At 42.8% G+C, this 19274-nt stretch carries 18 protein-coding genes and 3 pseudogenes; 11 read left to right on the plus strand and 10 right to left on the minus strand.

Going from position 1 to position 19274, the window contains the following annotated elements; all coding sequences use genetic code 11:
- Nucleotides 1-12 precede the first annotated feature (12 nt).
- Nucleotides 13-840 carry a hypothetical protein gene (locus BS63_RS0100345; protein WP_021674172.1) on the plus strand — a complete coding sequence of 276 codons (828 nt, stop codon included), beginning with the start codon at nt 13-15 and terminating at the stop codon, nt 838-840.
- A gap of 452 nt (nt 841-1292) precedes the next feature.
- On the opposite strand, the gene queA is transcribed toward BS63_RS0100345, so the two are convergent.
- Nucleotides 1293-2321, minus strand: a complete 1029-nt coding sequence (gene queA, locus BS63_RS0100350) for a tRNA preQ1(34) S-adenosylmethionine ribosyltransferase-isomerase QueA (protein WP_002963415.1) — start codon at nt 2319-2321, stop codon at nt 1293-1295.
- Nucleotides 2322-2443: 122 nt separating this feature from the next.
- On the opposite strand from queA, the gene nagB reads away from it, so the two are divergent.
- The 5 genes from nagB (at nt 2444) to BS63_RS0100375 (ending at nt 6572) form a co-directional block, all read left to right on the plus strand.
- On the plus strand, nt 2444-3148 hold the full coding sequence (nagB, locus tag BS63_RS0100355; RefSeq protein WP_002963414.1) for a glucosamine-6-phosphate deaminase: 705 nt from the start codon (nt 2444-2446) through the stop codon (nt 3146-3148).
- Between the two features lie 746 nt (nt 3149-3894).
- Nucleotides 3895-4338, plus strand: coding sequence for a LytTR family DNA-binding domain-containing protein (locus BS63_RS0100360; protein WP_002960125.1), 444 nt, complete (start codon nt 3895-3897; stop codon nt 4336-4338).
- Nucleotides 4338-4718 carry a hypothetical protein gene (locus BS63_RS0100365; RefSeq protein WP_002960128.1) on the plus strand — a complete coding sequence of 127 codons (381 nt, stop codon included), beginning with the start codon at nt 4338-4340 and terminating at the stop codon, nt 4716-4718. Before BS63_RS0100360 ends, BS63_RS0100365 begins: the two co-directional genes overlap by 1 nt.
- 17 nt (nt 4719-4735) lie before the next feature.
- The gene (locus BS63_RS0100370; RefSeq protein ID WP_002960130.1) at nt 4736-5575 is read left to right on the plus strand and encodes a CPBP family intramembrane glutamic endopeptidase; all 840 of its coding nucleotides are present in this window, start codon (nt 4736-4738) and stop codon (nt 5573-5575) included.
- Nucleotides 5576-5594: 19 nt separating this feature from the next.
- Nucleotides 5595-6572, plus strand: a complete 978-nt coding sequence (locus tag BS63_RS0100375) for a ketopantoate reductase family protein (RefSeq protein ID WP_002960133.1) — start codon at nt 5595-5597, stop codon at nt 6570-6572.
- 1 nt (nt 6573) lies between these two features.
- Here BS63_RS0100375 and BS63_RS0100380 read toward each other — a convergent pair whose 3' ends face one another.
- Together BS63_RS0100380 and BS63_RS0100385 are read right to left on the minus strand one after the other, a co-directional pair.
- Nucleotides 6574-6969, minus strand: a complete 396-nt coding sequence (locus BS63_RS0100380) for a hypothetical protein (protein WP_002960135.1) — start codon at nt 6967-6969, stop codon at nt 6574-6576.
- Nucleotides 6970-7314: 345 nt separating this feature from the next.
- A complete protein-coding gene (locus BS63_RS0100385) occupies nt 7315-7923 on the minus strand; it encodes a TetR/AcrR family transcriptional regulator (protein ID WP_002959474.1) in 609 nt (202 codons plus the stop codon).
- Between the two features lie 162 nt (nt 7924-8085).
- Between BS63_RS0100385 and BS63_RS0100390 the strand changes: the two genes are divergently transcribed.
- Nucleotides 8086-8577: a YkgJ family cysteine cluster protein gene (locus BS63_RS0100390; protein WP_019769210.1), complete on the plus strand. Its 492-nt coding sequence runs from the start codon at nt 8086-8088 to the stop codon at nt 8575-8577.
- 130 nt (nt 8578-8707) lie between these two features.
- On the opposite strand, the pseudogene BS63_RS1000000112450 reads toward BS63_RS0100390, so the two are convergent.
- From BS63_RS1000000112450 to BS63_RS1000000111560, 7 genes and pseudogenes are all read right to left on the minus strand, one after another.
- Nucleotides 8708-8881, minus strand: a pseudogene (locus BS63_RS1000000112450) (amino acid ABC transporter ATP-binding protein); the annotation flags it as partial.
- Nucleotides 8859-9410: an aminotransferase class I/II-fold pyridoxal phosphate-dependent enzyme gene (locus tag BS63_RS0100395; protein ID WP_002959470.1), complete on the minus strand. Its 552-nt coding sequence runs from the start codon at nt 9408-9410 to the stop codon at nt 8859-8861. The pseudogene BS63_RS1000000112450 and the gene BS63_RS0100395, both read right to left, overlap by 23 nt.
- Nucleotide 9411: 1 nt before the next feature.
- Nucleotides 9412-10461, minus strand: coding sequence for an iron-containing alcohol dehydrogenase family protein (locus BS63_RS0100400; protein ID WP_002959469.1), 1050 nt, complete (start codon nt 10459-10461; stop codon nt 9412-9414).
- Nucleotides 10462-10752, minus strand: a complete 291-nt coding sequence (locus BS63_RS1000000112395; RefSeq protein WP_021674166.1) for a glycoside hydrolase family protein — start codon at nt 10750-10752, stop codon at nt 10462-10464.
- A 114-nt stretch (nt 10753-10866) separates the two neighbouring features.
- Nucleotides 10867-11769, minus strand: coding sequence for a lanthionine synthetase LanC family protein (locus BS63_RS0100410; RefSeq protein WP_028798368.1), 903 nt, complete (start codon nt 11767-11769; stop codon nt 10867-10869).
- 9 nt (nt 11770-11778) lie between these two features.
- Nucleotides 11779-12430, minus strand: a pseudogene (locus BS63_RS1000000111220) (amino acid ABC transporter permease).
- Between the two features lie 18 nt (nt 12431-12448).
- Nucleotides 12449-13260: pseudogene (locus tag BS63_RS1000000111560) on the minus strand (transporter substrate-binding domain-containing protein).
- Nucleotides 13261-13527: 267 nt separating this feature from the next.
- Between BS63_RS1000000111560 and BS63_RS0100430 the strand changes: the two are divergent.
- The 4 genes from BS63_RS0100430 to BS63_RS0100445 all read left to right on the plus strand — a co-directional run bounded on the left by BS63_RS0100430 (nt 13528) and on the right by BS63_RS0100445 (nt 19005).
- On the plus strand, nt 13528-14508 hold the full coding sequence (locus tag BS63_RS0100430) for a competence protein CoiA (RefSeq protein WP_002959465.1): 981 nt from the start codon (nt 13528-13530) through the stop codon (nt 14506-14508).
- Between the two features lie 12 nt (nt 14509-14520).
- Nucleotides 14521-16326: an oligoendopeptidase F gene (pepF, locus tag BS63_RS0100435; protein WP_002959464.1), complete on the plus strand. Its 1806-nt coding sequence runs from the start codon at nt 14521-14523 to the stop codon at nt 16324-16326.
- A gap of 199 nt (nt 16327-16525) precedes the next feature.
- The gene (gene typA, locus BS63_RS0100440) at nt 16526-18373 is read left to right on the plus strand and encodes a translational GTPase TypA (protein ID WP_019770960.1); all 1848 of its coding nucleotides are present in this window, start codon (nt 16526-16528) and stop codon (nt 18371-18373) included.
- Nucleotides 18374-18702: 329 nt separating this feature from the next.
- Nucleotides 18703-19005 carry a DUF3165 family protein gene (locus BS63_RS0100445; protein ID WP_002959460.1) on the plus strand — a complete coding sequence of 101 codons (303 nt, stop codon included), beginning with the start codon at nt 18703-18705 and terminating at the stop codon, nt 19003-19005.
- Nucleotides 19006-19274 lie beyond the last annotated feature (269 nt).

Consider the following 19274-nt stretch of genomic DNA (forward strand, 5'->3'; position numbering starts at 1 on the left):
AAAGGAGAAATTATGCCGACATCATACCGTGACAGTCAAATAGACGATATCAAGAATAGAATGTATACCTTCCTAACCGTGGTGCGGAACTGGACTTTATTTTTCTTGCTTCTCTTTGTGGCCTCTCTGATCTATTGGTTTTTGAATCCCAAAAATATCATGGGCCCAGCCTTTAGTTTGGTCAGCCTCCTGCCCTTGCTTGGTTTGGCTGTCCAATACGTGCGGGAGAATAACATTTATCGTCGCGATGCCCTGAAAATTTTGACTGAGGACTTGGACCTAGATAAGTATGAGGAAGTTTTGGAGTATGAATCCCAAGCCTCACTTAAGACTAATTGGGATCGGATTATTATTCGGCAAGCTGAGTTGGCCTTCCTCCGTGGAAAATTTGAAAAATCTGCTGAATTTATTGAAATGGTCAATCCTCTGAAAGTTCAGTTGTCAGCTAAGGAAAGAACACCTCTACTCTTGACCTATTACTTGGTCGATTTTGCTGATAAGCTTTTTAAAGACAAGGACTATGACTTAGAAGCAAGCCTATCAGCCGCCAATGACTTGGTGGTGCAAAATGCTACCGAGACCGTTCAAAAGGCCTACACTCAAGCTATGCTTCCTCTTATTGAGAAGGTAATTGGTCGGCAAGAAGCCCTCGGATATCTTGAAGAAATCCAAGCTAGCAATAAACTTGAAGAGGTCTTGCGTGACTACTTCCTAGCCGAAAATGCACGCTTGGCTGGCGATAAAGATTCAGCCAAGAAGCTCTTTAAGCAAGTATCGCAGGCAGAAAGCTCCCTCTTTGTGGTAGAAAAAGCCAAAGCCAGTCTGAAGAAAATCAAATAAGTTAAGGAAATGAGCAAATAGAATGCTCCATTTCCTACAAGTCTGGAAAAAGGTCCTAGCCTCATAACTTTTTCAACATCAGACGGTTTGACGCAGTGGTTGATTGGAAGTCCTTATCCCTTGCTATGCAAGTGATAGCGGTCATCCTAATCAACTGTGCGGGGGTGGGACGGCAAAATCGATTTCGTCGAAATCACGATTTTTGTCCCACTCCCTAAACTTCTCATTAAGCCCGATAATTGAGCATTATCGGCTTCTATTATCGGGCTGTCAACTAAAAAAGGATCCAGATGGGTCTTTTTTGTGTCCTTGGGAACCGTTGCCCCCTAAGTTCGATTGCAACTATCAGGCGGCACATTTATAAAACTGAACTTGCTGAATTCTGTTATCAATCAAAATAAAATTCCTAGAGATTTTAGTTTCTCTAGGAATTTTATTGTCGGTCTTTCGACTTATTTGACAAACATGGCATCACCAAAGCTAAAGAAACGGTAGTGTTCTTCAACGGCGTGTTTGTAGGCTTCGAGGACGAATTCGCGTCCGGCAAAGGCGGAGACCAGCATAACCAGAGTTGATTTTGGCAGGTGGAAGTTGGTTGAGAAGGCATCAACAATCTTAAACTGGTAACCTGGCTTGATAAAGATATTGGTCCAGCCAGAATCGGCCTGAATTTGGCCATCAAATTTATTACCAATAGTTTCCAGAGTTCGGATAGAGGTAGTGCCAACTGCGACAATGCGGCCGCCTGCAGCCTTGACCTGACGTAGGGTTTCGGCAGCTTCCTCGGAGAATTGGTAGAACTCGGAGTGCATCTCGTGGTCTTCAATCCTGTCAACAGATACTGGTCGGAAGGTTCCTAAACCAACATGGAGGGTCAGGTAGATCAGCTTAACTCCCTTGGCTTCAATTTTCTCGAGGAGCTCTTGGGTGAAGTGGAGCCCAGCCGTTGGAGCGGCAGCAGAGCCGTTTTCCTTGGCATAGACCGTCTGGTAGCGTTCCTGGTCCTCCAACTTCTCATGAATATAGGGTGGTAGGGGCATTTCACCTAGGCTTTCAAGCACTTCAAGGAAAATCCCCTCATAGTGAAATTCGACAATTCGTCCACCGTGGTCTAACTCTTCAAGAATAGTTGCGGTTAAGCGACCATCGCCAAAGCTAACCTCAGTTCCGACATGCAGGCGTTTAGCCGGTTTTGCCAGCACTTCCCATTGGTCACCTTGGGTATTTTTCAAAAGAAGAAATTCGACATGGCCATGGGTCTCTGGCTTCTCGCCGTGCAGTCTAGCCGGCAGCACCCGGGTGTTGTTCATGACCAAGGCATCGCCGGGGTTGAGCTCATCAAGAATGTGGTCGAAGTGGGTATCCAGCATGGTGTGCTTTTTGTGGTCAATGACTAGGAGTTTGGAGCTGTCTCGCTTTTCCAAGGGAGTTTGGGCAATCAGCTCTTCAGGTAAATGAAAATCAAAATCTTGTGTATTCACGGTTTATCCTTCTAAAATTCTTTTAATCCTGACCTATTATATCACAAATGGCTTGACAAAAATTGGTCTATACCATACAATGAAGGTGGATAATCGGTATAGACCAAAAGGAGGTTGTTCACATGAAAGTCATCAGGGTTAAGAATCAGACTCAAGGGGCAGATGTTGCACTAGGGATTTTACGAGATAAGCTGGCACAGGGGGACAAAACCCTGGGACTTGCGACGGGAAGCTCACCTGAGGCCTTCTATCAGGCTATTGTCAAGAGTGACCTTGATTTATCGCAGGTGACCTCAATCAATCTGGACGAGTATGTTGGTCTCCCCAAGGAAAGTCCCCAATCCTACCATTACTTTATGGAAGAGCACCTTTTTAAGTACAAGCCCATGAAGGCCCACTTCTTGCCGGATGGTCAAGCAGCTGATTTGCTGCAAGCAGCCAAGGATTACGACCACTTGATTGAGCAGTATGGTCTTGATTTGCAGATTTTAGGCATAGGTCGCAATGGTCATATTGGCTTTAATGAGCCGGGAACGGACTTTTCTAGTCTAACCCATGTCGTTGATTTAACGCCCAGCACCATTGAGGCCAACAGTCGCTTCTTTGACAAGCAGGAGGAAGTGCCAACCCAGGCCCTATCTATGGGGATTGCCTCAATTATGTCAGCCAAGTCCATCATCCTTTTTGCCTATGGAAGTGAGAAGGCTAAGGCTATCTCTGGTATGGTTCAAGGCCCTGTCAGCCCAAGCTTGCCGGCCAGCGTCCTGCAAAACCACCCAGATGTCACCGTCATTGTTGATGAGGCAGCGGCTAGTTTGTTGAAGTGATTACTGGGAGATCGAGCTAGCTAGTTTATCGTAAATTTTCATTACATACTCTGGGGAGAAATAATTTACTTTTTTATCCCTATCCTCACCGATATTGTTGCGGTCCTCTAGCAAAAGGATTATAATGTATTGTTCCTAGGAATAGCACTAGGAACAGTAAGCATTTTCCTCCTAAATGAGGTCCTCCTCCAATAATTTCTAAATGGGCCTCTCCTCTAAACCGATAATGCTGTGTGATACATAATTTAATTTCCTTTGATATCCTCACAATTTCCTCCGTGAGGGTTCTCCAAAAAAATAACGAAAAGACTAGGATCATGTTCTGGTCTTTTTGTATATCAAGATGTGATTTTATACTCTTTGAAATTCAAAATTAGCAATTTACTATCTCAATACGATTACATCTGGAAAATGAGCATAAATCATTAACTGATGGGGGAATTCTAAAAGCGATACTTTCGCCAAAGTGGTATTCTTAGCAACAAATGAGGTTGTTGCTAAGAACGGATTTTTCGAGACTTGGGCTCGAAAAATAGCAATGAAACTCCGTCAGGAGCTTGCTTGCGTCCGCACTTTTTAAGAAAGTATCAAAAATGCTAACTTTGATTTTAATTGGGTATTAATTGCCTAGAGACTGGAATACCATTATCAGAGAACTTGTAAGATGGTTCTCTTTTTTTGTAGCTAGGAAGGAAGGGCATTTACACCATCCATGAGTATGCTATACTGACTGGCGAGGAATTATTATGAAAGTAAGTATTAAAGAAAATCCCTCTTGCCAAGAATTGAAGGTCTCTGTGACCTATGGTCAGAAGACTGACTTAGTTGAGAGGGTACTCAATTTTTTAGAAACGGTAGATAAGCAATTGCCTTGTTTTCAGGGGAAAAAGGTCTATCAGGTCAATGTTTCAGATATTTACTATATTGAAAGTGTTGATAAGAAGGCCTTTGTTTATCTTAGACAAGAGGTTTATCAGACAGATTTGCGGCTCTATCAACTGGCTGAGGAACTTGCCAGAAATGGTTTTGTGCAGATTAGTAAATCCTGCATTCTCAATATCAATGTTTTGGACAGTATTCGCTCAATTTTTAACAGCCGGATGGAAGCAAAGTTGACCAATGGCGAGAAGCTTATTATCAACCGCAGTTACCTAAAGGCTGTCAAAGAGGCCCTGAAAGGAGAGGGATGATGAAAAAACTAGTCACCAATATCTTTGCGACAACGGGGATTTCTCTCCTACTGACTGCCCTAGTCGCTCTCTTTTTGCGAGCACCTTTTCTTTATCTGGTCTCAATTTTTCAGATATTACTTACGAATATTCTCATTCATGTGCTTGTCAATCTAGTGAGAAAATTTGAACTGCCAACCATTCTTCGGGTTGGCTTGGAATTGTTACTTTGTGAAGGTCTTGTCTTTCTGCTTGCTTTAATTTTTCATTGGAACCAGATGGGAAGCTTATTTTTGATTGGGCTGATGACTTACCTGCTTTCTCAAGCCCTAGACTTATTGTCATTTAGGCGAGAAGCTAAGGAAATTAATCAGCTAATTCAAAAGCGACAAGGCCATTAAAATTTTGGAGGAAGCCTATGGTTAAAGGTTTGAGGTCTAGACTTTGGTTCATAATTTTCCTTGTCTACGGTCTTTCTTATGTCTGTCGTATTTTTGAGTATCTGGTTTTACGGACCGACCAGACTTTCTGGGGTGAAGCCTTTATTCATAAAGTAATCGGCCTGGTAATTCTTTTTGGGATAGCTAAAACTTGTAGCTTCAGCTTACAGGACTTGGGCTTTTCTAGAAGGGGATTTTGGAAAAGCTTCTCTCAAGGTTTGTTTTTGGGAATTTTGACCTTCCTTCTGGCATATGCCGTTGAAGTGAGTCTCTTAATTAGTCAAGGAAAATTTGAGAGTCTAGAAATCTATGTCTCTTCTTTTGCAGTGGACAAAAATGTTGGGCGAGAGACGAGCCTGATTTTCTTTCTGATTTGCATAATAGGTAATATTATCAATGTTTTGATGGAAGAAGGTACTTTTCGTGGCCTCTTTCAAAAGGTACTGGAGGGAGCTTACTCTTTTATTTGGGCAGGAATCTTATCGTCATTTCTCTTTGGCCTTTGGCATTTAATGGGACCTTTGAGGAATTATCTTGATGGGGAAATGACTAGCGGAGGTTTTGTCCTCTATAGTCTGATGATGGTAGGAACCTCATTTCTTATTGGTTTTAAATTTGTCCTTATGACTAGGTTGACAGGAAGTCTCTATATGGCTATGGCCAACCATTATTTCAATGATTTTATTGTCAATATTTTGCATGTTCAATCTCAGACAGGAACTGATCAGTTGATGTTTGTCAGAATTAGTATTGCACAGGGCATTTCTTTTATGTTGGTTCTTTTCTGGTATTTGATGAAGAAAAGAGATAGTCGGTAAAAATTATAAAGGAGACAAAATGAAAATATTAGTAGTCGGCTTAGGCGTTATTGGGACTAGCTATGGTTACCTCTTTCAAAAGGCAGGACATGAGGTCCAGCACCTCCTGCGTGAGGACAGTCCCAAGCGATCACTGACTAGTTTGTCGGTTCAGGTCTTGGATGGCCGACAAGATAAGCAAGGACGAGCTTTCAAGGATACTTATCAAATTAAGCCTTGTAACCAAAAAGACTATGATTTTATCTTTGTTAGTGTTGCTAAGGGTCAGGTCGGGGATGTTATTGACGACCTTGACCGTCTGGCTATCACAGGAAGCTTGATTTTAGCCTGTGGGATCTGGCAAACAAGGGCTGAGTTGGATCAAGACTTGGGTAATCACGATTATATTTTGGGCTATCCAGTTGCAGGTGGGAATTTGATTGAAAATTGCCTGACCTTCTGCCTTTTTGATCATTTTATGCTGGAATCTGAAGAAAAATCTAAGCTTTCAAATTATCAGCAATTGGTTCAAGTCTTTGATGACTGTCAGATTAAACTAGAAGTGCCTGATGATATGCTGGAATGGATTTGGTTACACATGGCCATCAATGCCGGTGTTATTGCAGTAGTGGCTAGTTCTGCTAGAACGGGTGAGGGTAAGGCGATAGCAGAAAATTTGATGGATTCGAGGAAGCTGCTGGCTCAGGCTGTCAGATGTATTCGAGAAACACTAACCATAGCAGAAGCTAAGGGAGTGAATCTGAAAAATTACGGCAAGGAGATATGGATTTATCGTATGCCCATCTGCTTATCCTCTCGCTTGATGAAGAGGCTATTTGCCAAGAACCTCTTGAGTCGCAAGATTATGTCCCTGCACAGCAATCTGCCTGATCTCCTTTTTATCTGTCAAAAATTCTTTGACCTGGGGAAAAAAAAGGAGATTCCTGCCCCAAACTTTAATCAAGCCTATCTTACCTTCTGGGATAAGCTGAAATATCTGGAAAATGAAGAACTCTGAACTATTTTTGTTCAGAGTTTTTGTGCTTTTTAATTTCGATGCCCAAGCCAATCAGCCAGAGCAGGACAAAGGCAAAATTTTCTAGGCTACCGACTAGGTTGCCAGTAGCCGAAGGTTGGGCCAGCCAGCCCATTAGGTGATTGCTGGCAAAGCCAAGCCCGCCAATCATGACAGAACTAGCACAGACTTTTGTGAAGAAGTAGTCCCTTTTATAAAGGCAAGCAATAAAGATGGGAATGACAGCTAGATTCCAAAAGGCAATCTCTCTTTGCCAGTCAGGCGCCAGACCAAAGGCCGACTGGGAGCCCAGCAGGTCAGGTCGGAAGAATTGTAAAAAGCTGGCTCCCAGCATGGCCAAAATCATGAGGATAAAATTGAACCGCAATAATTTATTCATGGGAATTCCTTTCAATAAGTTAAGGGAATAGGCTATTAAAATACCTCTATTCCCTACGGCAATCACTATGGTGGTTTGCCTCAACTTCTCACTAAGTTGGATAAGCGACCATTATCGGGTCACTTATCCAACTGTCGCAAACGATACCACGGAGCAAAGCCCCCTTCTTGTCCATACAAGAGCCAGCTAACGGTAATCACTAGTCTGATTGCCTAGCTCCCTGGCTAACTTCGACCAGCCAGTATTTTCAACTGTCCGGTTTTCGTGTCGCCAAGCCGTCAAACAACTCACAGAATTTTAGGGGAATCAACGAAGGTGCTTGCACCTAGGTGATTTCATCTAAATTCACAGAGTTGTAGGCGTGTTCAATTCTTTAAAGAGGTTGTCAACGAGGCAGTTAATCATAGTTTTGCTGGCCGACTCATAGTGGTGGCCATAATCACTAGCGTGGCTGGCACTCGATAAGATGATTTCAATTATCACTAGCAGGTCATCAACTGGGACCTTGGTGTCCAAGTTCAGGTCTCCTAGCAGTTTTTGGATGGCCAGTCTATCCTCTTTTAGCAGGTTATCTCGAAATTCCTTGGGGAGGCGACCAACCATCTTTTCAAATTCTGGTTCAGATAAATTTTCTAACCAAGGGTGGGCCTGGACTTCTTTGAGGATGATCAAGAGAATTTTCTTGAGCTTGTCTTTCTCAGAAGTGTCTTTTGCTTCAGCTATTTTTCGAGCCTGCTTGATAAGCCTTTCTTGCTCTTGATTGATAACATCAACAAAAAGCATTTCTTTGCTAGGATAAAAGTGGTAGAAGGAGCCTTTAGCAATTGTAGCTTCTTGGGCCAGACTGTCAATGGTGATTTTGCTGGGATTCCCTGTCCTCATTTTTTCCTCAAAGATAGCAATGAGTCTTTGGCGAATTTGTTTTTGTTCTGGAATTGAAAATTTTTTGCCCATGAGATCCTCTCAGAAAATTTTATGACTAAAATCAAATAAATGGTCATAACTATTTTAAAATAGCCCGAGAAAAATGTCAAGCCGACGGGAATCCTCTCAAACCAGCTTCAAAAGCCAAGGGGGATTTGTTATAATGACAGTAGGAAAGGTGAGGCGATAGGCATGGCAGTTGATATTGAGCACTATAAGGATTTGGCCCAGCAAAAGCAGAAGGAGCACCGTAAGTTTTTGGCGGGTTTGAAGAAAAAAGCTCCCAAGAATTTGGACAAGATTGCCCAAGAGATTCACACTGAGGTTTTTCAGGAAATTGATTGCACACAATGTGCCAACTGTTGCAAAAGTCTGGGGCCCCTTTTTACGGAGGCCGATATTCAAAGGATTTCCAAGGCCTTCCGCATGAAGCTCTCAGTCTTTGAGGATACTTATCTGCGAGTCGATGAGGATGGTGACAAGGTCTTCCAATCCATGCCCTGTCCTTTCTTGGGTGAGGATAATCTCTGTTCCATCTATGGGATGCGGCCTAAGGCCTGTCGAGAATTTCCCCATACCGACCGCAAGAAAATTTATCAGATCAATCACCTAACCATCCAAAATACCCTAATCTGCCCAGCGGCCTACCTCTTTGTAGAAAAACTCAAGAAGCGACTAGACTAGGGACAAAGCAGGGATGAAGGTCGTATTTGACAAAAATTGTTATTAATCCTATAATGACATTATTAAGATTTGGTTCATTAGAACACCAAAGCCCGTAGGTATCGTTACTACCTGCGGGCTTTTATCTGCTTTAAATTATTGGGTCAATATTAAGGTCAGGGATGATTCGGGTAAGAAATTGTCTAGTGCGGTCCTCTTTAGGGTGAGTGAAAAATTGTTCTGGTTTTCCCTCTTCAATTACATGACCACTTTCCATAAAAATAACATGGTTGGCAACATTCCTAGCAAAGGTCATTAGTTGGGTTATGGGGATAGTTTAGAAACATGAGTTTGGTCTGTTCGAGATTTTCTGAGGTAAAATCATCAAGATTAGGTAGATAATTATTTTCTTCTTTTAAATCCATAGAAATAGATTTTCCCCCAGCCATATGGATACCCGTCTGGTAACCAAAAAACGAAGGGTTAGGAGTTAATACAGCCTCTCCAGGATTAACCAGAGCCATGGGGAGAGCCGTTAATGCAGAAAGTGAGCCTGAAAAGATTGTAATTTCATCCATCGTTAGAGAGGCACCATATTCTTGTTGGTAAAAAGAGATGATGGCCTTCTTTAAACTATCCTTGCCTCCGTATGGGGGATAGCCGTGATTAATTGGATTAAGAGCAGCTTTTTCGAATGCCTTAAGAATACTTGGAAATGTTGGTAAATCTGGGTTTCCCCGTTCTAAGTTAATAACATTATGACCGGCCGTGGTCAATTTTTTAATAGCCTCTTGTTGAGAGGCTAGAAAGTGACCATCAGAACTACCCATTCGTTCAGAAGCTTTGATTTTCATCTTAAATCTCCAATTTTTCTAGAGCAGAAAGAATCTCTTGACTATTGATATTGGGGAAAATAGTCTGTACCCTGATATTATCGGGTTGAGCTATATAATTGGCCATATCTTCCAAATATTGACTGTCAAGATAGATATCCTTAATTGTCAAGGGGAGTCCAATCCTTTGGTGATAATCTTCTAGTTCCTTTAGTAGTTCTACTTGATTCCCCTCAAGATGTAACTGAAAAAGGTTGCCTAGTGCTACAACTTCGCCATGTGTCTTTTTCTTACCAGTTTGATACTTCATATAGGCATTGTAAAAGGCATGAGCTAATACACTTCGTCCATCTAAGTTTGCTAAACCATCAACGGATGCTGCAATGAGAAAAATGGTGTCCAAAAAATTGATTAGCTGAGTTCTATCTAATTCCCTATAATCACCGACTTTGAGTATCTCGTCACGACAGATATCCAAGTATTGTCGTGAAATTGCTGCAGTTACTAAATCTAACTTGTCATCGGTTAGTCGTAAGCGAATTTCGTAAAATTTGGCCAGCGTATCGCCAATTCCGGACAAGACATAGGGTTCTGGTGCATTTTGCAATAACTTAGGCTCTAGTAAAACCATAGTAACAGCTTGACTTTGTCGATGGGCACCAATCATTTCGTGTCCCTGCTCGGAGTAGAGAATACTCTTTGTCGTGAGGGCGGCACAATTGGACGGTAAAGTCGGTATGTTGATGAGTGCGATACGAAGGTTATCGGCAACAACTTTAGCAGTATCCATAAGCTGTCCACCACCAAAGGCCAAAATGAGGTCATAACCTTTTAAAAGTCCTGTCAGTCTCTTAATTTCTTTCTTTGTAGCATTGCCAGAAAAAAGAGATAGGGGATAGTTGTCTAAGAAATTGTCTGGCAGGTAGTCTGGGATGATTTCTCGCACGGTAGTGTCCGTTAAAACTACAGGATTTTGATAGCCATGCTGCTTGATGATTTCTGGTAATTTTTTCAAAATTCCCACTTGGTTAATATATTCAGCAGGACTTAGTCGTATTAAATGCTCTGTCATCTAATCCACCAAACTTTCTGGGAAAGGGTCATCAACAAAACGTACTGCTTGGAAGTTTCCTTTTAAAAGGCTGTCCAATTGTAGGAGTGATGCAGCTATCCCTGCCTCACCATCATAGTAGCCGATACCGATCGTTATATTATCAGGTACCTTTCTCTCAAATGCTTGCTCCCAAAAGACTTTACCATTTGCTTTTTTCGCACGCTCCACTAGAATATTGCCGGTATCTTCAGCTAGCCTGAGATATTTTTCTTCTTGGGTTATAAGATAAGCTCCAATGAACAATTGCAAAATTCCAGCAGTTCCACAGTAGTAATTATTAACTTGCCAGTATCCCTCAGATCTTTCATAGGGAGCATTGACTAGACTTAAACCATCAACAGATTGTTTGAAATTTTCAAGATATTATTTATTTTTCGTTGTTAGGTAGGCTTGGTAGAAATAACGGGCCACCCCAACAGGTCCACCACAGTAGCCAACATAACAAATATGTTCATCATCATCAGGAAGGTAGTGGGGGAGAAGGAGTTTTTCTTTGTCAATGGAGTAATGCTTGTAAAAGTCATCTATGCCATTAGCTCCCTCTAAAAATCGTCTTTCACCAGTGTGTTCCCATAATTTTAGTAGGGTATATGCTACCCCGCCAGGACCGAGAGGAAAACCAGTATTAAACTTGCCGTGGGGACCTCCAACGTAATCTAAATTTAAGCCAACATAGTAGATCTGCCCCTCAGAATCTACTTGTCTTTTGCTGAGAATGTAATCCCCAAATCGAACAAGAACTGATTTGGCTTGAGTAATTTCATATTTATCAGCCAATTTTAGTAAGAGTAATGCTGTTCCTGAATCAGCAACGATTCCGATTTGTTCAGACCAAGCACCGGTTTCTTGACTGTCTAAAACTATTTTATTAAGAATGGTTTTTACGGCATTAAAGAAACGACTATCATCTGATTTATCATAGAGCTCATCTAAGATAAAGGCTAAACCTCCAAGACCTGTTGTTCTAGCATATTTTGAAAAGGCCTTATCAAGGTGATCATCTTGGTCCAATCGATTAAGGATATGGAATCCTGCTTTGATGGCTTTCTCATAATAAATGTTATCACCAGTTGATTCGTATAAGTCTAGGAAAAATTTGATGATACCGCTACTGCCAGCATAGAGTGAAATTGAGTCATAGTATCGCCATTCTCCCTTGAATGCCTGAGAAATGTCCCAATAAATCCCACCGTTTTCTTGAATTTCAAGTTCCTCTAAATAATTTGCTGCTTCTAAAGCTGTTCTCAAGTAAATAGATTCTGGCATAACCCCTCCTTAGTAGAAGTTAACCTTTTCTTCTATAAATTCTTGTATAAGGGAATAAACATAAATGATAAGTACGTAAAGAATCCCCACTGCAAAGTAAACCTCAAAGTATCTAAAATTTGTTGAAGCTATCAATTTACCTTGACCAAACATTTCGGTAACCCCAATTGAGAAAGCCAAGGAGGTCTCTTTAAGAAGAGCCGTAAAATTATTTCCTAGGGTTGGTATCATTGTCCGAATAGCCTGGGGAATAATGATTCTGCGATAAACTTGACTGGTTTTCAAACCGATAGCAAGGCCAGCTTCCAGTTGACCTCTTGGGACAGCATCTAGTGCAGAACGGTAAACCTCGACTGTATAAGCTTCTTGTTTCAAAGCGAGGCAGATAGTAGCAATAACCGTTGCTGACCAATTATGACCAAGTCCTAAGAGTTGCGGTAAGCCAAAATAGATAACAAACAGGATAACAATAGTTGGGAAGCCCCGAAAAATCAATAGATAGAGGCCAATCAACCATTTCAAATATGAAATTCTAGATAAATAAGTTAAAAAGCCACCAAGAATGAGAGCTAATGCCATGGCAATTAATAGCCATCAAAAGTGTAACCGGAATATAGGCTGCAATTTGTGGAAAAATTTCTATTATATATTTGATATCCATGCCTTAGCTCCTTTAGTCTTAGTTAGTTTTCTTTGTAACGTCTTCGTTGAAATATTTTTGGGATAATTTCGTTAATGTTCCGTCTTTTTGCAATTCCTGCAAAGCCTTGTTAAATTTCTTCTGTAGGTCTTTTCCGTTATCAGTTTTAGCAAATGGATAGGCAGCTTTATTCCAACCAATATTTTCATTTATAATTCGCAAATCAAGATGTTGCTTTTTAATAGTTTCTTGTAGAAATTGTCTTTGATTGAGGACCCCATCTACTTTACCAGCAGCGGCATCTGTAAATACGGCAGACCGATCATCATAGGTTTTGATTTTAATATCAGGGTTATAATCTTTTAATAAGTTGATGTTGCTAGAACCTAAAGTAGCAGAGACAGTTTTTCCATTTAGGTCAGAAACAGAATGGTAATCTGAATTTTTTTGACAGCGATTTGGGCTGCATAATAAGCTACTGTGTTCGAAAAATCATATTTTTTCTGACATTCAGGCAAAATAGTAACAGCATTGGCAACGGTATCAATTTGTCCAGAATCAACAGCTGTTAGTAAACCTGGCACATCGCCAATTGTTTTCCACTTGATTTTATATCCCAATTTTTTAGCAACAGCCTTGGTAACATCAACATCAAAACCTGTTAACTTTTTATTTTTATCATAGTAGGTATTGGGGTAGGTTTGACCGGTGGTCCCAACCGTAAGGGTTTTAGAACTTGAACTGTTTTCATTATTTGAGGAAGATGAGTTTCCTTTTAACCCCAAATATCCTCCAACAACTAATGCAATAACAATAATTAAACCAATGCCTAATCTCACATTTTTCTTCATGGCTTAGCTCCTTTCACATGTTGGCCCCATATTAACAATTAGTATTTGTTTTGACTCATTCATTTTCTTTATATCTTCATAGTAATTTTTTATCAACTGTCTGGAAAGCTTTAGTTAAAGGCTTTGGATTGGGTTATCATATTTTTAAATCAGCCAATAGAATTTTTCTATCATCTCTATTGATTATCAGAAATGGACTTGTTTGCCCTAACTTTCCTTCCCTTTCCCGAACAAATAGGTGAATCAATACTGAATGGAGGGTTGGCTATGTTGTTGGCTAGGGATAAGGAGGGCAGGTTAGTATCACTCTTGGAGGGCCTGCCTGAGGGTGGTCGAGGTCCTTTTTTCTGTCCAGGTTGTGGCGGGCAGGTGCGGTTGAAGAAGGGAAAAATCAAGCGGCCTTACTTTGCTCATCTGGCCTTGGCTGATTGTCAATTTTTCTGGGAGAATGAAGGTCAGGAGCACTTGGGCTTGAAGGCTGCTCTCTATCGCTCGCTCAAGCCGGTCTGTCAGGTTAGGGTGGAAGTGGTCCTGCCTGAACTCCAGCAGGTAGCAGATCTCCTTGTTAAGGATAAGTTGGCTCTGGAAGTTCAATGCTCATCCCTGTCTAAGGAGCGATTGCAGGAGCGAACCCAGGCCTATCATTCCCATGGTTTTCAGGTGCGTTGGCTCCTGGGCAAGAAACTCTGGCTGGGCAAATCCTTGACAGCCTTGCAAAAGGGTTTTCTCTATTTTTCTGCTAATATGGGCTTTCATCTCTGGGAGTTGGACTTGGAGAGGGGCTGTTTACGTCTCAAATATCTAATTTATGAGGATTGGCACGGGCGTGTTCACTACTTGGTCAAGGAGTGTCCCTTTTCTGGTGATTGCTTGGCCTTTCTAAGGCAACCCTATGTCAAGCAGCCTCTTGCTTCTTATCAGGTGAAGATGGACCAGCAGCTACTCACTTACATCCAGCGTCAGCTTTATGCTAGGAATCCCAAGTGGCTCCAGCGTCAGGCCCAAGCCTATGAGCAGGGGGACAATCTTTTGGCTAGGTCTTTGGCCGACTATTATCCGCAGCTTCGGCCGCCACAGGGGCCCTTTAGCCAAATCAATCGAGATCTGATGCCTTTTGTGGATGAGTTTCTGGCCTACTATCGGCTTTCTGGGCCTCAGGGGGTACAGGTCCTCTATCCACCGGCTTTTTATGATAAAATAAAGGAAAAATCAAGGAGGAACTTGCTGAGGGGGCTTGACCCCCAGTAGTAAGCAGAGACAATGACAGATAACCGTGCACTTATTGATGAGAAGTACAAGTGGGATTTGAGCAGTATTTTTGCCAGCGACCAGGACTGGGAGGCCCAATATCAGGGCCTAGCAGATGCTATCGAGCAGGCCCAAGACCTGTCAGGCCACTTGGCCCAGTCAGCCCAAGACTTATTAAGAGTTACCCAGACTTATTTAAACCTGGCTCGTTGCCTGGAGAAGGTCTTTGTTTATGCTTCCATGAAAAATGACCAGGACACGACAGTAGCCACTTATCAGGAGTTGGCAGCTAAGGCGACAAGTCTGTCAGCTAAGTACAGTCAGGCCTTTGCCTTTTTTGAGCCAGAAGTATTGGCCTTGGGAGAAGGGAAGTTTGCTGAATTTTTGCAGGAGGAATCAGAATTAGGTCTCTACCGGCATTTCTTTGGGCAAATCTTCTCCCAACAGGCCCATGTCCTAAATCAAGAAAAAGAAGAGCTCTTAGCTCAGGCTCAGGAGGTTCTTGAGGCGGGGGCGGAAACCTATGAGATTCTGGACAATGCGGACATCAGTTTTCCAAGCGTCCTTGATGAGGAAGGTCAAGAAGTTGACTTGAGCCATGGTAATTTTATCACCCTGATGGAATCCAAGGACAGGCGGGTTCGGCAGGCTGCCTATGAAGCCTATTACAGTACCTACCAGCAGTTTCAGCATACCTATGCTAAGACCCTGGCCACGACTGTCAAGCAGCATAATTTTTCGGCCAAGGTTCGCCACTATGACTCTGCTCGTCAGGCAGCTATGGAGGCCAATCATATCCCAGAAGGGGTCTATGACATCCTCCTAAGTACGGTCCACAAGTATTTGCCTCTCTTGCGAGGCTACATGAGCTTGCGGCAGGAAATTTTGGGCTTGGATGATTTGAAAATGTATGATGTCTACACGCCCCTGTCAAAACTGGATATGACCTACACTTACGAGGATGCCAAAGGCAAGGCTCTAGAAGTCTTGTCGGTCTTTGGCCTTGATTACCAGGCACGAGTAGAAGAGGCCCTGTCCCAGGGCTGGATTGATGTTGCAGCCAATAAGGGCAAACGCTCGGGAGCATATTCGGGTGGCTCCTATGATACCAAGGCTTTTATCCTGCTCAACTGGCAGGATACCCTGGACAATCTCTACACCCTGGTCCATGAGATGGGCCACAGTATGCATTCGACCTTTACCCGAGAAAATCAGCCCTATGTCTACGGAGATTATTCTATCTTCTTGGCTGAGATTGCTTCGACGACCAATGAAAATATCATGACCGAGACCCTGCTTAAGGAAGCCAAGGACGACAAGGAACGCTTTGCCCTGCTCAATTATTATCTGGACAGTTTCAAGGGGACGGTTTTTCGTCAGACACAGTTTGCGGAATTTGAGCAAGCTATTCATGAAGCTGATGCTAAGGGTCAGGTCTTGACCAGTCAGTACCTCAATGAGCTTTATGCTGACCTCAACCAGGCCTACTATGGTCTGCCCAAGGAAGACAATCCTCAAATTCAGTACGAGTGGGCTCGGATTCCCCATTTTTACTATAATTTTTATGTCTATCAATATGCGACGGGATTTGCAGCAGCCAGTTATCTGGCTGAGAAAATTGTCCATGGTAATCAGGCCGACAAGGCCCGCTATTTGGATTATCTCAAAGCAGGTAGTTCGGCCTATCCCTTAGAAGTCATCGCCAAGGCTGGGGTTGATATGACTCAAGCCGACTACTTAGAGGGGGCCTTTCAAGTCTTTGCTAAACGCCTGGAAGAATTGGAAAGCCTAGTTAAACAGGGAGTGCATAGGGAGTAAACAGGGCGACTCAAGCGTTTCAGAAAGAAGCACTCCTAGTAACAGTAGAGAGCAAGGTGAATTTATCTGGCTCTTTTTAGTTTAGATGAGGGATCTCCCCTCAGCTCTTAAAACGTTTACATGCCTTGGTGCCTGATTTTTAGGGGAATTCGTGCTATAATGAAAAGGTTGAAATATTATAGAAGTAATCGAGGAAAACATGACTAAACTTAGAGAAGATATTCGTAATGTCGCTATCATTGCCCACGTTGACCATGGTAAAACTACCCTTGTTGATGAGCTTTTGAAGCAGTCTCATACTATTGACGAGCGTAAAGAGTTAGATGAGCGGGCTATGGATTCCAATGATTTGGAAAAGGAACGTGGTATCACTATCTTAGCTAAAAATACCGCAGTTGCCTACAATGGAACTCGTATCAACATCATGGACACCCCAGGGCACGCCGACTTTGGTGGTGAAGTTGAGCGGATCATGAAGATGGTTGACGGGGTTGTCTTGGTTGTAGATGCCTACGAAGGAACCATGCCCCAAACCCGTTTTGTTTTGAAAAAGGCTTTGGAACAAAACCTGATCCCAATTGTGGTTGTTAACAAGATTGATAAGCCAGCAGCTCGTCCAGCAGAAGTTGTTGATGAGGTCTTAGAACTCTTTATTGAGTTGGGGGCTGATGATGATCAATTGGACTTCCCAGTTGTTTACGCATCTGCCATCAACGGAACCTCATCTTTGTCAGATAATCCAGCTGACCAAGAGCACACCATGGCACCGGTCTTTGATACCATCGTTGATCACATCCCAGCTCCAGTTGACAATTCAGATGAGCCTTTGCAATTCCAAGTCTCACTTTTGGACTACAACGACTTCGTAGGTCGGATTGGTATCGGTCGTGTTTTCCGCGGTAAAATCAAGGTTGGCGACCAAGTTACCCTGTCTAAGTTGGATGGAACGACTAAAAACTTCCGTGTCACCAAGCTCTTTGGTTTCTTCGGTCTTGAACGTCGAGAAATTGACGAAGCTAAGGCTGGTGATTTGATTGCTGTTTCTGGTATGGAAGATATCTTTGTCGGGGAAACCATCACACCGACTGATGCAGTTGAACCTCTGCCGATTCTCCACATTGATGAACCAACCCTGCAAATGACCTTCTTGGCCAACAATTCCCCATTTGCTGGTCGTGAAGGAAAATGGGTAACCTCCCGGAAGGTTGAAGAACGTCTCTTGTCTGAATTGCAGACAGATGTATCCCTTCGGGTTGATCCAACAGATTCTCCTGATAAGTGGATTGTTTCTGGTCGTGGGGAATTGCATTTGTCCATCCTGATTGAAACCATGCGTCGTGAAGGCTATGAATTGCAAGTATCCCGTCCAGAAGTTATCATCAAGGAAATTGACGGTGTCAAGTGTGAACCATTCGAACGGGTACAAATTGATACCCCAGAAGAATATCAAGGTTCCATCATCCAATCCCTTTCTGAACGTAAGGGGGACATGTTGGACATGCAGATGGTTGGTAATGGTCAAACTCGTCTGGTCTTCCTGATTCCAGCCCGTGGTCTCATTGGTTACTCAACCGAATTCCTTTCCATGACCCGTGGTTACGGTATCATGAACCATACCTTTGACCAATACTTGCCAGTTGTTCCTGGTGAAATCTCTGGTCGTCACCGTGGCGCTTTGGTTTCCATTGATAATGGTAAGGCCACCACTTACTCAATCATGCGGATTGAAGAACGCGGTACCATCTTTGTTAACCCAGGTACCGAAGTTTACGAAGGAATGATTGTTGGGGAAAATGCCCGTGATAATGACCTGGGGGTTAATATTACGACGGCTAAGCAAATGACCAATGTCCGTTCAGCAACCAAGGACCAAACAGCGGTTATCAAGACCCCTCGTATCTTGACTTTGGAAGAATCTCTGGAATTCCTCAACGACGATGAATACATGGAAGTAACGCCAGAGTCTATCCGCTTGCGGAAGCAAATTCTTAACAAGGCAGCCCGTGACAAGGCCAACAAGAAGAAAAAAGCTGCGGCAGCTGAATAAGCAATATGAAGAAGCTGATAGGCCAATCTTTGGTCTTTAGCTTCGGCTTAGTCTGATTGGCCAGCTCAAGTAGGTTTGGCTTGCCTAGATTGGTCAGCTTTGCTGGTCTAACCTTGCTAGCTTGGCATTTCTGGCCTAGTTAGCTTCGGCTAATTGAGCTTATCTGGGTTAGCAGGCCTAGCATGTCTTTAGGTTAATTGAGCTTATCTGAGCTAGCAGGCTTAGCTTGTCTGGCCTAGGCCAATTTTGCTTGCCCAGTCTGGCTGGCCTTCGAGGTCAAGCTGCTAGGTTCAGCAGATTTTTTCAGGACTGCATAGGAGGTTCAAGCAATGTTTTATTTATTTGTTGCAATCTTGATTGCCATCTATTATTTCTTTGCGGCTCCTAAGACCGTAAAAAATACCATGAATATGATTTCGACCATGGGGATTATTGCGGTTCTGATTGTTATGTCTGTCCTTGGTTTTGTTAAATTGATTCAATCGCCACCGGAAGTCTTCGTAGCTCTGGCCATGGTCGGCCTAGCCTATTTTAGCCTGCGGGATGTCGTCGGCCTCTCAAGTCGGCCCAATAAGCACCGCAAACTTCTGGTTGGTTTTAAAGATTATATCGTCAATCATTTTAGATCATAAGAAGAGAAGCCGACTGGCTTCTTTTTTAGAGCTCTAAATTTAAGACTTAGTTTGGGACCTAGAAATCTCTTCTAGTAGATTTTATTCCCGCTTTGAAGGGAAAAGCTGGTCGACCTTGTCTGCTATGGCATAGCAATAGCTTGTTCGATTTTGCCAGCCCCTTTGCACTAGTGGAGGAGAAAGCCAGTTCACTTTGGAGGCTGGTATTTAGCTCCAAGTGCATTAGCACTTAGGGGTCACCTCACCCTAATGCTAGGCTTGAAAAAGAG

Origin of the sequence: Streptococcus sobrinus DSM 20742 = ATCC 33478, from assembly GCF_000686605.1 — a bacterium.
Classification (GTDB): domain Bacteria; phylum Bacillota; class Bacilli; order Lactobacillales; family Streptococcaceae; genus Streptococcus; species Streptococcus sobrinus.